Source organism: Pseudovibrio sp. Ad37 (genome assembly GCF_001623075.1).
Classification (GTDB): Bacteria; Pseudomonadota; Alphaproteobacteria; order Rhizobiales; family Stappiaceae; genus Pseudovibrio.
The window spans coordinates 43393-58265 of the sequence record NZ_LMCF01000143.1; the positions used below are offsets into that span (position 1 = coordinate 43393).

The 14873-nt window shown below is 51.0% G+C and carries 11 protein-coding genes and 3 tRNA genes; 3 read left to right on the forward strand and 11 right to left on the reverse strand.

Annotated elements, in window-relative coordinates:
* The first annotated feature begins 308 nt into the window (after window positions 1-308).
* Complete coding sequence (locus PsAD37_RS18635) at window positions 309-1385, forward strand: peptidoglycan-binding protein (protein WP_063297426.1); 1077 nt, start codon at window positions 309-311, stop codon at window positions 1383-1385.
* Window positions 1386-1500: 115 nt separating this feature from the next.
* On the opposite strand, the gene PsAD37_RS18640 is transcribed toward PsAD37_RS18635, so the two are convergent.
* The 11 genes from PsAD37_RS18640 to PsAD37_RS18695 all read right to left on the reverse strand — a co-directional run bounded on the left by PsAD37_RS18640 (window position 1501) and on the right by PsAD37_RS18695 (window position 12663).
* Window positions 1501-1983, reverse strand: coding sequence for a hypothetical protein (locus PsAD37_RS18640; protein ID WP_063297427.1), 483 nt, complete (start codon window positions 1981-1983; stop codon window positions 1501-1503).
* A 430-nt stretch (window positions 1984-2413) separates the two neighbouring features.
* Window positions 2414-2489: transfer RNA gene (locus tag PsAD37_RS18645), tRNA-Val, on the reverse strand.
* 33 nt (window positions 2490-2522) lie between these two features.
* Window positions 2523-2598 (reverse strand) — tRNA-Val (locus PsAD37_RS18650).
* A 256-nt stretch (window positions 2599-2854) separates the two neighbouring features.
* The gene (locus PsAD37_RS18655) at window positions 2855-3130 is read right to left on the reverse strand and encodes an HU family DNA-binding protein (RefSeq protein WP_008546789.1); all 276 of its coding nucleotides are present in this window, start codon (window positions 3128-3130) and stop codon (window positions 2855-2857) included.
* 191 nt (window positions 3131-3321) lie between these two features.
* Complete coding sequence (gene lon / locus PsAD37_RS18660) at window positions 3322-5751, reverse strand: endopeptidase La (RefSeq protein WP_063297428.1); 2430 nt, start codon at window positions 5749-5751, stop codon at window positions 3322-3324.
* Between the two features lie 460 nt (window positions 5752-6211).
* A complete protein-coding gene (gene clpX / locus PsAD37_RS18670) occupies window positions 6212-7477 on the reverse strand; it encodes an ATP-dependent Clp protease ATP-binding subunit ClpX (RefSeq protein WP_057461785.1) in 1266 nt (421 codons plus the stop codon).
* Between the two features lie 257 nt (window positions 7478-7734).
* Window positions 7735-8370, reverse strand: coding sequence for an ATP-dependent Clp endopeptidase proteolytic subunit ClpP (clpP, locus tag PsAD37_RS18675; protein WP_057461786.1), 636 nt, complete (start codon window positions 8368-8370; stop codon window positions 7735-7737).
* 348 nt (window positions 8371-8718) lie between these two features.
* On the reverse strand, window positions 8719-10065 hold the full coding sequence (gene tig / locus PsAD37_RS18680; protein ID WP_063297429.1) for a trigger factor: 1347 nt from the start codon (window positions 10063-10065) through the stop codon (window positions 8719-8721).
* A 233-nt stretch (window positions 10066-10298) separates the two neighbouring features.
* Window positions 10299-10381: transfer RNA gene (locus PsAD37_RS18685), tRNA-Leu, on the reverse strand.
* 201 nt (window positions 10382-10582) lie between these two features.
* The gene (locus PsAD37_RS18690; protein WP_063289035.1) at window positions 10583-10942 is read right to left on the reverse strand and encodes a hypothetical protein; all 360 of its coding nucleotides are present in this window, start codon (window positions 10940-10942) and stop codon (window positions 10583-10585) included.
* A gap of 200 nt (window positions 10943-11142) precedes the next feature.
* Window positions 11143-12663 carry an NAD(P)H-hydrate dehydratase gene (locus tag PsAD37_RS18695; protein WP_244272543.1) on the reverse strand — a complete coding sequence of 507 codons (1521 nt, stop codon included), beginning with the start codon at window positions 12661-12663 and terminating at the stop codon, window positions 11143-11145.
* Between the two features lie 210 nt (window positions 12664-12873).
* Between PsAD37_RS18695 and PsAD37_RS18700 the strand changes: the two genes are divergently transcribed.
* Entirely contained in the window at window positions 12874-13323 is a 450-nt protein-coding gene (locus PsAD37_RS18700) for a type III secretion system chaperone (RefSeq protein WP_208991964.1), read from the forward strand.
* Window positions 13324-13336: 13 nt separating this feature from the next.
* Window positions 13337-14611 (forward strand): protein kinase, encoded by a 1275-nt coding sequence (locus PsAD37_RS18705; protein ID WP_063297431.1) that lies wholly within the window; start codon window positions 13337-13339, stop codon window positions 14609-14611.
* Window positions 14612-14873: the final 262 nt, after the last annotated feature.

Genomic DNA, 14873 nt, shown 5'->3' on the forward strand with positions numbered 1-14873 from the left:
CATGAAATGCATTCACCTCAAGCCGACGTAAAACAACAGATACGCTTCAATTATGACCGATACCCTGGAGATATCAGCAATAAGATCTCTCAACTTAAGATAGAACTACTTAATTTATTTCAACTTACATTTTTTAGAGTTTGAGATAAATTTGCTGCAAGTGGGCCTTTCCCGCCTTTCCTTTAATTTTTTATGTGTGCAAGGCAACAAAATGCGCAAAATGACAAAGCTTACATCCGCTCTCTCCCTCTCTTTAGCAGTCAGCGCCACCACCGCTCGTGCAGGCTCTGAGGATTTCATCTTCGGCCTTGGCCGCAGGCATTATTGGTAGCGCTATTGTAAATGGCGCCAAAAAGAATGCGCCAGCTCAGACGCAGAAACGAACAACACGGAAAAGAACTAACTTTTCAGCAGAGACACAGGACATCCAGTTACGCCTGAACATGCTGGGCTTTGATACTGGAACACCAGACGGCGTTTCAGGCCGCCGCACGCGCAACGCCATACGCCAGTTTCAAATTTCCATCGGTGGTTATGCAAATGGCAAGCTCGATAACAGACAAATTGCCAAGCTCTATGAGCTGACAACACCACAACAGCCGGCAGCGCCAACACCGGTCGTAGCCTCTGCCCCAGCGCCGGTTGCAGCCACGACCCCAATACCTGTGGCGATCGTTGCACCAACGCCGGTAGTAGCACCAGTTGCAACAGCCGCACCATCGCAGCAAATCAACATTACAATACCTGTCACCCCCGGTTCAAACGCAACCAACAACGCTCAGGTGGTAAATTTCACTCCAAACGCGTCTCCCAAAAACGAGACACAAGTCGCGGTGACCTCCTCGAAGCATCCCGCTCTTGATCGGGCCAACCTTCCGTCAGTTCACGGCTTAACCGTTGAGCGCTTTGAGCATGATGTAAGAGGCCTTCTGGAAAAGGTCGGGTATCAAGGATGCTTAGTTGATGAGACAAAGACAGTTTGTACACTCGAGAAAGACACGCTCTCTGAAACCGTAAGCGTGCTCACCCAGGACGAGAACATCTACGGCCTGCAGCGTGAAGTCAGCTTCAAAAACCCAGCTCCCCGCGCTGCAATCATGGGCAAGCTGCTGGACGCCTACCCTGTCCTCACTCACTTAGAGAACATGACCGCCACCGAGGACAAAACCTGCCGTATTACATACGTCAACAACAGCGGTGAACTCCTGAAGGAAGCTCTGGATAAACCATCCAACGCGGAAGCTCTTCGCCAGCTGTCGGACAATTGCACGGACTACCATAGCCTGGAGGTCTTTGGAGAAGACACCGTGAGCGGCCTGCGCCTTGTATTTTACAGCAGCAAGCCAATCAAAGAGGCGATTGAAAACCGCAAGGGCGCGTTCTAGATCTCTTCAAAGCCAGCACAAGACCTGACTTTCTAATAGATACAGCCCAACGAAAGCAAAAAGGCAGCCTCCCCAGAGAAGCTGCCTTTTATTTTGCATCAAAGCTTTAAGAAGCTCACCAACCGTGGCGAATACGCACGATCAGGGCTGTCATGAAGCCAAAGATCATGTGACCAACCAGAGACGCCCATGTCAGCTGAATGAAGCCGAGGAACGGTGGAAGACCAGCAAAGATGTGCGCCATGATGTAAAGCGCGAACACCCAAAGACCAACGCCATAGCAAAGGCCAACAACCCACCATGGCAGCGGCGGGATGATCACACGTGCCAGCGGACGAGCAATATAGAGGTATCCGATAGGATAGAAGACGACGCCAACTACGGCGTGAATAACTTCAGCCCAGAAAAGGCTTCTGAAACCAAAGACAGACTGCACAAGAGCAGCTGGCTGTAGCGGACCACCAACCCAGAACGGCGTGATATAGCGCGCCCAGATCTCCCAGCTCACATCTGCAACGATGCCTGCCAGAAGGATGGTGACCAGAGTGTGCCACACAAGTGGCGGACAGATGGGGTGCTTATGACTTGAACCATTCATACGGCGCATGCCTCCACGTAGTTATACTTGTTTGCCACGCGGAGTTAAAAACGATCTCAGTCATGCAAGCTGTTATCTACGGCACACTTAGCAACGCAATTACAGCTCTTGAGCAAGTCCTACACGATTGTTTCCAACCGAACACCAGGATTTCACTCATTAAACGGCAAAGCAGCTCTCGAAAAATTGACGAAAAGAGAGCGCACTCCGCGAATAAGCTCCACAGGCTATTGAAGCAAGCTTAACGATAAGATCCTGAGATCACCCTTTGGTTTTTGCTCAGATTGGCGCCCTGCCCTACAACCTTAAGAAACCAATTGCCGAAACACCCCCTTAAGCTTAACAGCCCTGTCCTCGGTAATTTTCAGGAGTGCGAACAACAAAAAAGCCTCCGCGGAACTCCGGGAGACTTGAAATCCTCTGAGAGGAATGGTGGGCGATGAGAGACTCGAACTCCCGACATCTTCGGTGTAAACGAAGCGCTCTACCAACTGAGCTAATCGCCCATCCTAGAGCGTTGAACATCCTCTGAAAGAGAATGGTGGGCGATGAGAGACTCGAACTCCCGACATCTTCGGTGTAAACGAAGCGCTCTACCAACTGAGCTAATCGCCCCCGCAGGGTGGTACGCCGTGTGGCGTGGGGAGCTATTTAGCCGCCCTCCCTACCCTTGGCAAGGCCTGAGATTGAAAAAAACGACATTACCAGCAAAAAACTTGGAACCGCCATCCACCCTGTGAATTACCTGATTAAACAAAGGCTTGTCGTCACAGCAAAAAACCGGCGACCCATCAGAAATGAGCGCATAAAAAAAGCCCCTGCTGCTCCAATGAACAACAGGGACTTTTAAACCCAAAACGAACAAGCCCAATTAGGCGTTGACCGCGTCCTTCAGGCCTTTACCAGCTTTAAATTTCGGCGTCTTGGAAGCCGGAATCTGAATGGTCTCACCTGTGCGTGGATTACGGCCTTCAGTTGCTGCACGAGCGGAAACTGAAAAGTTGCCAAATCCGATGATCCGAACTTCATCGCCGCTCTTCAGGGTTTCAGTGATTGCTTCGAAAGATGCTTCTACTGCTTCGCCTGCCTGTGCTTTGGTCAAGCCAGTTTTTTCCGCAACGGCCCCGATCAGATCATTCTTGTTCATGACTGTCCCTTTCTAAAATAACGTGGGGAATGCTTTAGATTCGCGCTGCACTCCTGAATCGGACATTCGTGCGAAATTGCGTTCAAATCAAGCCGCGAACCGCAGAAAACGGCCATTTTCTGTGTAGTATCAACCAAAAAAAGCCTCGGAACTTGTCCGAGGCTTTTGTATCCACAAGCAGACGCTCTGGTTCAGTGAGCAACGACCCCAGAACCCTTGTCATCTTTGACCAATGCTTCGGAGTTGGACTTTTCTTCCTCTTCGCTCCATTCGATGGCTTCAGGCATACGAACAAGAGCATGTTCAAGCACTTCGTCCATGCGAGCGACTGGAATAATTTCCAATTCGTTTTTCACATTGTCAGGAATATCAGCTAAATCCTTTGCGTTATCCGCAGGGATCATAACCTTCTTAATGCCGCCACGCAGAGCAGCCAGAAGCTTCTCTTTCAGACCACCGATTGGCAGCACGCGGCCACGCAGTGTGATCTCACCCGTCATCGCCACATCACGACGAACCGGAATACCGGTCATCACGGAGATAACAGTTGTCGCCATGGCGATACCAGCAGATGGACCATCTTTTGGAGTAGCCCCTTCTGGAACGTGAACGTGCAGTTCGCGCTTTTCGAAGAGCGGAGGCTCAATGCCGAAGTCTTCTGAACGGGAGCGAACGTAAGAAGCAGCAGCGGAGATGGACTCTTTCATCACATCACGCAGGTTGCCGGTTACGGTCATCTTGCCCTTACCGGGCATCATGACACCTTCAATGGTCAGCAGCTCGCCGCCCACTTCAGTCCACGCCAAACCGGTGACAACACCAACCTGATCTTCATCTTCAACCTGACCGAAGCGGAAGCGAGGCACACCGAGGTATTCCTCAATCAGCTCTTCATCCACTTTGATGGTCTTCTTGTCGTTGACCAGAATATCCTTCACAGCCTTACGGGCCAGAGTGCTCATCTCACGCTCAAGGTTACGCACACCAGCTTCACGGGTGTAAAGACGGATGGTCTTCTGCAAAGCGCCATCAGACACTTCAAACTCACCATCCTTCAGACCGTGGTTCTTCACAGCCTTTGGCAACAGGTGACGACGGCAGATCTCGATCTTCTCATCTTCAGTGTAACCAGCAATACGGATGACCTCCATACGGTCCATCAGTGGACCCGGAATGTTCAGCGTATTGGCTGTGGTCACAAACATGACGTCGGATAGGTCGTATTCCACTTCGAGGTAGTGATCCATGAAGCTGCCGTTCTGCTCTGGGTCAAGAACCTCAAGCAGAGCGGAAGACGGATCGCCACGGAAATCCATACCCATCTTGTCGATCTCATCGAGCAGGAACAGCGGGTTGGACTTCTTCGCTTTTTTCATGGACTGAATGACTTTACCCGGCATGGAGCCGATGTAAGTGCGGCGGTGACCGCGAATTTCAGCCTCATCACGCACGCCACCAAGAGACATGCGTACAAATTCACGTCCGGTTGCTTTCGCAATAGATTTACCAAGAGACGTTTTACCAACGCCTGGAGGGCCAACAAGACACAGGATAGGGCCACGCAGCTTGTTCGCGCGCTTCTGCACTGCAAGGTACTCCACAATGCGTTCCTTGACCTTCTCAAGGCCAAAGTGGTCGGTATCCAGAACCTTCTCAGCAAGCGTCAGGTCATGCTTAACCTTGGACTTTCTGCTCCACGGAATGCCGATCAGCCAGTCAAGGTAGTTGCGAACCACTGTCGCTTCCGCAGACATCGGACTCATCTGCTTGAGCTTTTTCAGCTCAGCATTCGCCTTCTCGCGAGCTTCCTTGGACAGCTTCGTCTTCGCAACGCGCTCTTCCAGCTCAGCAAGTTCATCACGGCCATCTTCACCATCGCCGAGTTCTTTCTGAATGGCCTTCATCTGCTCATTCAGATAGTACTCGCGCTGCGTTTTCTCCATCTGGCGCTTCACGCGGGAGCGGATGCGCTTTTCCACTTGCAGAACGGAGATCTCGCTCTCCATCATGCCTAGCACCTTCTCAAGGCGGTCGGTGACAGCCACAGTGCCAAGCAGTTCCTGCTTGTCCTGGATCTTCACAGCAAGGTGGGATGCAATGGTATCAGCAAGCTTCGAGAAGTCGTCAATCTGATTAACAGCGCCGAGAACCTCAGGAGACACCTTTTTGTTCAGCTTCACGTAGTTCTCGAACTCGGAAATCACTGAACGGCCAAGAGCCTCGACTTCAACCTCGTCACCGCCAGCTTCATCAAGAATAACGGCTTCTGCTTCATAAAGGTCTTCGCGATCAGTGAACTTGCCGATTTCGGCACGTGCACCACCTTCAACCAAAACCTTTACGGTGTTATCTGGCAGCTTCAGCAGCTGCAAAACTGTTGCAAGGGTACCGACTTTGTAAATCTGATCGGTATCCGGATCGTCATCCGCCTCGTTCATCTGGGTCGCAAGCAAAATCTGCTTGTCAGACTCCATCACCTCTTCCAGAGCACGGATCGATTTCTCGCGCCCTACAAACAGCGGCACGATCATATGAGGGAATACGACGATGTTGCGCAGTGGGAGAACAGGAAAAACAGAGTTTTCTGTCTCTTCTTCCGGGCGCATTTCATTGTCAGCCATCTCTATTCCTTTCAAATTGCAGCTTTCCAACGAAAGCTACGAAAAAGCGCAACATAAAAATCGACTAAGGCCCTTAGGGCACTCGTAGAATTTCGAGGGCCGAATTCACTCGCCCCAAAACGGGCACAAACAAATTCGCCAAGCTGCGAACTAGACCTATTAGGTGGAGACACCGCCTCCAAGTGTCAAGCACTCCGCTTCCAAGTCTTTCAGCGATCTGTTGATATTATAAGCTTTTTTCCTGTTATCAGGAGCGTATAACACCGTTTGATCGTCCTCACACTTAAGCTGGAACACCATCCTTCCCGGTCTTGGTTCGCGTTTACGCAGAACACTCATACGCATCATCATGCTAGACACATGAGACAAAAAATGGGCGGCACTTTTTTCAAGAAGTTACCGCCCAAATTAAACTCAATACCCGTGAGCGAAGCCTACTGGCTCATCAGTCCCCATCGCCTTACGCGCTGGTTGCTGAATTCTCCGCACGATCCTCGTAAATGTACAAAGGACGCGCATCGCCGTCGACCACCTCACCGGAAATCACAACTTCCTTCACACCCTTAAGGCCAGGAAGCTCGTACATGGTTTCCAGCAGAATTGCTTCCAGAATAGAACGCAGCCCGCGAGCACCGGTCTTACGTTCAATTGCACGTCGGGCAACTGCCTTCAGAGCGTCTTCATGGAACGTCAGCTCTACGTTCTCCATCTCGAACAAACGCTGGTACTGCGCAACTAGCGCATTCTTAGGTTCACTCAAGATGGACACCAAAGCGTCTTCATCCAGATCTTCAAGAGTTGCAATAACCGGCAAACGGCCAACAAACTCAGGGATAAGACCAAACTTCAGCAGATCTTCAGGCTCAAGCTCTGAGAACAACTCACCGGTCTTGCGATCTTCAGGTGCAAGCACAGAAGCAGCAAAGCCGATAGAGGTTTTGCGACCACGGTCAGAAATGATCTTGTCCAGACCAGCAAATGCACCACCGCAGATAAACAAAATGTTTGTTGTATCTACCTGCAGGAATTCCTGCTGCGGATGCTTACGACCACCTTGCGGCGGAACAGAGGCAACAGTCCCCTCCATGATCTTCAGCAGTGCCTGCTGAACACCTTCACCAGAAACGTCACGGGTGATGGAAGGGTTTTCTGCCTTACGGGTAATTTTGTCCACCTCATCGATGTAGACAATACCGCGCTGCGCACGCTCAACATTGTAATCTGCGGACTGAAGCAGCTTCAGAATAATATTTTCAACGTCTTCACCAACGTAACCCGCTTCAGTCAGCGTGGTTGCGTCAGCCATCGTAAACGGAACATCCAGAATTCGGGCGAGCGTTTGTGCCAGATGGGTTTTACCACATCCGGTAGGACCAACCAGAAGGATGTTGGACTTAGCAAGTTCAACATCGTTGTTCTTGGAAGCATGATTCAGGCGCTTGTAGTGGTTATGAACCGCTACAGACAGAACCTTTTTGGCTCGGCCCTGACCAATCACGTAATCATCAAGAACACCACGAATTTCCTGAGGCGTCGGAATCCCATCACGAGACTTCACAAGCGAAGATTTGTTTTCTTCGCGAATAATGTCCATGCAGAGCTCGACACACTCATCGCAGATGAATACGGTCGGACCCGCAATCAGCTTACGGACCTCATGCTGGCTTTTTCCGCAAAACGAGCAGTAAAGCGTATTCTTGCTGTCGCTGCCGCTGGCTTTGCTCATGAGATATAACCCCGCATCGTTTCAAGGGACACAGCCCCTGTTAGAATTCTTAGTTCGACAGCGATACTTTCGCCGCGACGTTCTACTGACTTATCGCGTTTTGTGTTCCGCTTCCAGAGGGAAGCTTTGGAAATCACTAATAGCCATTCTCTTATGCGATATTTGGCTCGCAATAATCAACATTCCTTTAAGCCTCGCACGCAAAGTTCATTCCCTGTTAAAAAAACTTGAGCACGAGTTACTTTAAAAAACCGGCTTTAAGCTGGTTCGATAACGTTTAAGCTCTCGCGATTTTCGATAACGTTATCAATCAGACCGAACTCTTTCGCCGCATCTGCACTCATAAAGTTATCACGTTCAAGCGCTTCTTCAACAGCATCAAGAGTCTGACCCGTATGATCAACATAGATCTCATTAAGGCGACGCTTCAGCTTCAGAATTTCCTGTGCATGCAGCATAATGTCTGCCGCCTGCCCGCGGAAACCACCGGAAGGCTGGTGAACCATGACGCGGCTGTTTGGCAAAGAAAAGCGCATACCCTTTTCACCAGCAGCCAAAAGCAGGGAACCCATGCTTGCAGCCTGACCGATACAAAGAGTTGAAATCTTCGGACGGATAAACTGCATAGTGTCATAAATAGCAAGACCACTGGTCACTACACCACCCGGGGAATTGATATAAAGTGCAATTTCTTTGTTCGGGTTTTCCGCTTCCAGATAAAGCAACTGGGAACACACCAGTGTAGCCACAGTATCTTCCACAGGACCGGTCAGGAAGATAATACGTTCCTTCAACAACCTTGAGAAGATATCATAGGCCCGCTCACCCCGGTTGGTTTGCTCTACAACCATTGGCACCAGGCTGTTCGTGAAATACTCAACAGGATCGGTCATGCGTCATCCATTTTAAATATGCAGAAAGCTTCGTGAAGCTCGGTAACTTATCCGGCATTCCGGTAAGCCTGCAAGAAACTTATGTCGAAAAAAGCGCCACGCCCATCCACGGGATGTCGCCCTTGTCTTAAAGGCACTTGCCAAAAGGTAAAGCCACAAGGTTTATGGAGTGTTTCCATAAGACCCGATAGTCTTATCCCAATTATAAGGGAGCTTAAAGACCACATTGGGCCTATGCACTTAAGACGGCTTCAGATATTTCGGCTTTCCACCTCAAAATTCAAGATGTCAAAAAAGAAAAAGGGGGCACAAGGCCCCCTTTCCGAAATTCTTGGGTAATCCCAACAATTATGCTTCGTCTTCGTCCTGAGCCATCAGCTCTTCTTTGGACACGACTTTGTCAGAAACTTTCGCGAGTTCCAGAATGTAGTCCACAACCTTCTCTTCGTAGATTGGGGCACGCAGGGACGCGAGAGCCTGTTCGTTGTTCTTGTAGAATTCGAACACCTGCTGTTCCTGACCTGGGAACTGACGAACGCGGTCGAACAGAGCCTTCTGAACTTCTTCGTCGGTAACCTGAACTTTGTTCTGCTCACCAACTTCAGAAAGAACCAGACCAAGACGTACACGGCGCTCAGAGATCTTGCGGTATTCAGCTTTAGCTTCGTCTTCGGTTGTTTCTTCGTCTTCGAAGGTTTTACCGGACTGCTGCATGTCAGCTTCAACCTGCTTCCAGACACCGTCAAATTCTGTTTCCAGAAGTTTTTCAGGCAGCTCGAAGGAGTACTCTTCGTCCAGCTTGTCCAGCAGAGCGCGCTTTACTTTCTGACGGGTAGCTGCACCGAACTGGCTTTCAATCTGGCCACGAACGATTTCTTTCAGCTTCTCAAGGGACTCAAGACCCAGCTTGGTTGCCATTTCATCATCAATGGAAACTTCGCCAGCAGCTTCAATGCCTTTAACGTCGATGTCGAAGGTAACTGCGCGACCAGCAAGGTTTGCTGCGCCGTATTCTTCAGGGAAGGTCACGTCGATGACTTTTTTGTCACCGATTTTCATGCCAACGATCTGCTCTTCAAAGCCAGGAATGAACTGACCAGAACCCAGAACCAGCTGACCGTTCTCATCTTCACCACCTTCAAATGGCTCGCCGTCAAGCTTGCCCAGGTAATGCATGGTAACGCGGTCACCGTCTTCAGCAGCAGCACCTTCTTCGCGCGCTTCAAATGGACGGTTGCTTTCTGCGATCTGCTTGACCTGCTCGTCAACTTCATCTTCAGAAATTTCAACGATTGGGCGTTCAAGTTCAATCGCAGAGAAATCTACGATGTCGAACTGAGGCAGAACTTCATAGGAGATGGTGTAAGCGAGATCTGCTTCACCAGCCAAAACCTTCTCAGCATCATCGTCAGAAAGATCGATTTCTGGCTGAAGAGCAGGCTTTTCTTTGCGCTCTTCAATGGTCTTAGCAGTGGTTTCGTTGATCAGGTTACCGATCAGCTCACCCATTGCCTGACGGCCATGAACTTTCTTGAGATGAGAAACTGGAACTTTACCCGGACGGAAGCCGTTAATGTTTACCTTTGACTTCATGTCATTAAGATATTCATCGAGGCGGGTCGCCAGATCCGTCGCCGGGATAACGACTTTGAGTTCGCGCTTTAGGCCCTCGGCCAGGGTTTCTGATACCTGCATGGTCTTTGCTTCGTCCTTGATTTAGGACGCGTACCGACAAACCAATATGGTTTGTCCCAGCACGGTAAACATAACACCAATTTCGAAGAGGGGGAAACGCTTCGGGAGAAAATCCCTCAGCTCTTATCCGCCTGACGAAAAGGTGAGCATAAACCGAACCTCGACAACGCCCTCAACTTTTCCGTTTCCGATAAGCTACGGTCGTTTATTTATGCACCGTATCACCGGGGATATGGTGCGGCTGGAGGGACTCGAACCCCCACGGTCTCCCGCTAGAACCTAAATCTAGTGCGTCTACCAATTTCGCCACAGCCGCGTTGGAGGGGTAGCTAAATGGGAACCTAAGAGAAGTCAACCACCTAATACGCTGTTTATGCCCAGTCCTCGGTTTTCCACGCCATTTCTACCTATGAAACTGTGCATTACGACAATCCGGGGCTAATTTCTCAAGCAGGAGATCGCATCACATCCTTTTTCTTATCTGGCTCGTGCATTGCCAGCCAGCAAGCCACTCCGCTCACTCACAAAGTGGCGTTAGAACCCGCTGCATAAAAGCCGCGCCTTTTTCGGTCAGATACAACTCCCGGCGGCGACCATCCGTTTTATCCGCCTCAACACGGGCATAGTTATGTCCGCCACGCACATCCTTGTGCCCTTCGCACCAGTAATAGATGTTGCGGGTCGCGGTTCCTGATTGGTAACCAATCTTCTTTTGAAGGCCATGAGGATGGATCGTCACCCCCTCCTCCTGATGAACGGCAATTTCAAGCAATGTCAAAACCGTTGAGACCTGCATTTTAGCGTCATGGTCTTTAAACGGTGCCAGCGCCTCGATGATCTGGCGGAGTGCTGCAGAGTGCTGTGTCGTCTTGCTCATAAGAATATCCGTAATAATCGTCCAGAGGGCGAGTACGACCACACGTATTACGCGCAACCCTCACCTCTCTCTCGCATGCCTATCGCATTGCCTGTCTCACTAAAGGATACGCATCACGTTTGGCAGATTAATTATCACAAATATTGATGATTCCCACCAGATATCTCAGAGGAGAACCCCACTCTTTGGGTCAAAAACCTCTAAAAATCACCCAGGAACTGCACAAGCTCGGTGATCACATCCGGAATATGCGCAACCAGATCTTCGGCAATAAGCCCTTCCCCAGCAATCTCAGCAGCCCGGCCATGCACCCAAACGCCTTTTGCAGCAGCCTCATAACCGCCAAGGCCCTGCGCCAGGTATCCGGCAATCACGCCAGCCAGCACATCACCAGATCCAGCTGTCGCAAGCCAGGGCGTGCCACTGGCATTGATGGACACATGGCCCTCAGGGTCTGCAATCACCGTATCCGCCCCCTTCAGCACGACCACAGCACCAGCCTGTTTCGCTGCCTTCTTGGTGCGCTCCACTTTGCAATCTGTGGACGTGGGATCATACAAATCAGGAAACAAACGCCGGAACTCACCCTCATGAGGTGTCAGCACAACACGCCCAGCGCAGTCAGAATCCGCAATGTAGGCAAACAAGTGCTCCGGCTTTTCCTCAAAGGACGAAAGCGCATCCGCATCCAGAACCACACCGCGCGCTCCGGAAAGGCACTCAGCAACCCGCTCCTGCGTCTCGCGGCCAATACCTGCTGCCGGCCCGATCACCACGGAGTTGAGCCGCTCGTCTTCCAAAATACGCTCAAAGTCGGCAATACGTTCAGCCGGACGGATCATGATACTCGTCAGATGCGCTGCATGGACCAAAGCCGCCTGCTCCCGCGCCACCACAGTCACAAGCCCGCTGCCCGCCCGCTGTGCGCCCAGCGCCGCAAGACGGCTTGCACCAGTGGCAAACTTGGGACCACTCACAACAACAGTGTGCCCCCTGTTATATTTATGCCCTGCCACAGCCGGCTGATCGGGAAGATCTCCCCAAATCTTGTCGCAGTTGTAAAAGGCGGTTGGCCCAACCTTCTCTAAGACTGCGTCCTCCAGTCCGATCTGCTCAATAACGATCTCACCACAATGTCCCCGGCCCGGATAAAGGTAGTGCCCCGGCTTGGCACGAAAGAACGTCACTGTCATATCTGCATGCACTGCCTCACCCAGCACAGCGCCGCTGCGGCCACTCACACCGGAGGGCAGATCAACTGCGACACATTGCGCCGGACTGTCATTGATGTGCTGCACAAGCGCCAGAACTTCATCATCTAAAGGTCGAGAGAGGCCCGCACCAAACAAGGCATCAACAATAACGTCGTCCTCACCCAGCTCTTCCAGCGCGGCCCGCATGTTATCCATTGAGGTTAAATCAAGATCCATCTCGTCATATGCAAGCTCCGCATCGCCTTCGAGAGTTTCCGGGTCACACACCAGCCCGACAGAAACATTAAAGCCCTCATTGTCCGCAAGCTGCGCAACAACAAAGCCGTCTCCGCCGTTGTTTCCGGGACCGCAGAACACAAGAACCCGCGAATAAGGATGCAGAATCTGGCGCATCACCTCAAACACAGCCTTGCCCGCATTATGCATCAACTCAATACCGGGAAAGCCACCCTCGATGGTCAGGCGATCTGCCTTCTTCATCTGCAATGGTGTCAATAACTCATGCATAAAGCTCTCCATTTCCCTATTCGTCAGGCTCTGAGAAATTTATTACCCACTATCCCTAAGACTTTGGTCCATCATTACCCAGTTGCCGCGACGTTTTTTCGATCACGAAAATTCACAAAACATAAGCTAGTGCTAAAAGGCACAGATTTAAGAGGCACTTCCTGAGTAAATGTTGATACCAGCGCACCACTTCGGGAAAACTACGAAAACATGCACGAGAGACGAGCCCACTACGACCAGCTAATGACTGCTTTCGCACGACGTCTGGGTATGACCACCCAGCCTGATACTGGACTATTTCTTATTGAAGAAGCAAACGGAAGCCGTTGGTCGGTCGAACTCAATGAAAGCTCTGATCTCATTTATATAATCACCAGCCTCCTTCTTGCAGAAGATAAAAACACACTGAAGGCGGCTTTGGAGCTCAATCAGGATGTGGATCTCCTACGTGGAGCTTTCCTCGGCCTGTCTCAATCTGGTGACTTGCAACTGAATGCTCAGGCCACACTCCGGTTCACAGATGACCTTGCACTGGAGAACACACTGGTCAACCTGATGCAAATTCGCGAGCAGGTATGCGCACGGCTTTCTGAAACGAAATCCACCCAAACCTCCAAAGCCGTAGAACCGGACTGGAGCACGACGTCTATTCGCCTGTAAAGGTCTCTCATCCATGCATTCCGTCAACTCTCCCAAGCATACTCCAGTTGATCAGAGCCAACTCCAGAACGACGTAAGTGCACAACAAAACTCTGCGCCAAAAAAATCAGAGAAGTTGGAAGCGCGCGGCGTGTCTGTTGAGACACCAAAGGGCTCAACACCGCCAACAACAAGTAACACAAAGCCCCTCGACACCGCTTCAACTGAAACGCTTGCAAACCGGATAAAGCCACCGAGCCAAACCAGTTCAGAAAGTGTAACGCAGGAGGCTACCGCCCCTTTTGAAGCAGACCGCACCGCGCTTGAGCAAAACGCCAAACGCCTTGGTGCTGGGGCCAATGGTGAAGTCTATCTTGTCAATCAGGACGGCAAGTCCTTCGCATTTAAAGTCGCAAGCACCGAAGCCGGTTGGCAGGCCCTGCAACAAGAGGCACAGGTCTACGGCAAAATTGCCCAGATCGGTCCTCACGATAATATCGTCAAAAGCATGGGCATCGTGGAAGTCCAGGGCGTACAAGGCCTCGCCCTTGAGCATGTAGAAGGCTACGAAGCAGGCAAGCTCTTCACCACTGCCGAAAAGCTGTACACAGACAACAAGCTCAGCCACTCCCAGTACTGGGGCACCGTGCAGTTCATTATGCGCGATGTTCTGAGCGGCGTGCACCATCTGGCTCAGGCAGGCATCAGCCACAGCGACATAAAGGGCGGCAACCTCCTTTATGACAAGGAAAGTCAGGCGATTAAAATCGTCGACTTTGGCAGCGCAGCAAAAATCGGCATTGATCCTGTCACTATTGGCACTCCGGAAGCTCTTTTGTCTCTTCCACACAAAGATGGAGACAAACCACGTGCCAATGAGAAGCAGGACACCTTTGCCGTTGGTCAGATGACCTACCGCGCAGGAGAACATGCCGAGAATTTATTTGGTGCACAAAATACTGGTGAGCCAGCCGCGCTTGGCTTTGCAATGCATTCCAAACTTCGAGATATCGAGCGTCGCGGCGAGACCATTGAGTATCAGGCGCTCAATCAAGCCGATGACCCAGCCGTTGCTGGCACACCGGGCCACTTCGGCAAGGGCGGCGAAACCGCATATGTTGAGTTCGTCAATATCTCAACCCTGCTGGACATCGATGTGCGTGGCACCGCAGAAGAGCTCCTGAAGACCAACTTCATCTCTGACCCGCTGTGTCAGCCAGACGAAGCCCGTCAGGTGATCTCTAATCTCATGACCAAGATGGAAGAAGACCACAAAGCAGAACTCGCAGCTCTCATGCAACAAACCTGATCTGCTCCTTGCAATGATAATCATCAGAAAGCCGGCCTCATGGTCGGCTTTTTTGCTGCGTACCTTCAGGGACATTTTAATCACATCCCTCCATTTCGATACACCTTAACAACATCGCCTCTGTTTACAGTGGATTGTCAATGAGCGTTCAAAATTGATCCGGCATCATCATTTAAAATTGACCCACCTTGGTTGGCACAAATCCAGCAGGCGAACAGCTCTCATCTAGCAGGTTCGTCTGCTGGCTTTGTGCCAACCAAGG

What these genes read in the sequence shown, in the direction of transcription:
- lon (WP_063297428.1), bottom strand. Translation starts at nt 5,751, where the DNA reads ATGGCTGACAATGAAATGCGCCCGGAAGAAGAGACAGAAAACTCTGTT.
- PsAD37_RS18695 (WP_244272543.1), bottom strand. Translation starts at nt 12,663, where the DNA reads ATGCATGAGTTATTGACACCATTGCAGATGAAGAAGGCAGATCGCCTG.
- PsAD37_RS18690 (WP_063289035.1), bottom strand. Translation starts at nt 10,942, where the DNA reads ATGAGCAAGACGACACAGCACTCTGCAGCACTCCGCCAGATCATCGAG.
- PsAD37_RS18705 (WP_063297431.1), top strand. Translation starts at nt 13,337, where the DNA reads ATGCATTCCGTCAACTCTCCCAAGCATACTCCAGTTGATCAGAGCCAA.
- PsAD37_RS18640 (WP_063297427.1), bottom strand. Translation starts at nt 1,983, where the DNA reads ATGAATGGTTCAAGTCATAAGCACCCCATCTGTCCGCCACTTGTGTGG.
- PsAD37_RS18700 (WP_208991964.1), top strand. Translation starts at nt 12,874, where the DNA reads ATGCACGAGAGACGAGCCCACTACGACCAGCTAATGACTGCTTTCGCA.
- tig (WP_063297429.1), bottom strand. Translation starts at nt 10,065, where the DNA reads ATGCAGGTATCAGAAACCCTGGCCGAGGGCCTAAAGCGCGAACTCAAA.
- clpX (WP_057461785.1), bottom strand. Translation starts at nt 7,477, where the DNA reads ATGAGCAAAGCCAGCGGCAGCGACAGCAAGAATACGCTTTACTGCTCG.
- clpP (WP_057461786.1), bottom strand. Translation starts at nt 8,370, where the DNA reads ATGACCGATCCTGTTGAGTATTTCACGAACAGCCTGGTGCCAATGGTT.
- PsAD37_RS18655 (WP_008546789.1), bottom strand. Translation starts at nt 3,130, where the DNA reads ATGAACAAGAATGATCTGATCGGGGCCGTTGCGGAAAAAACTGGCTTG.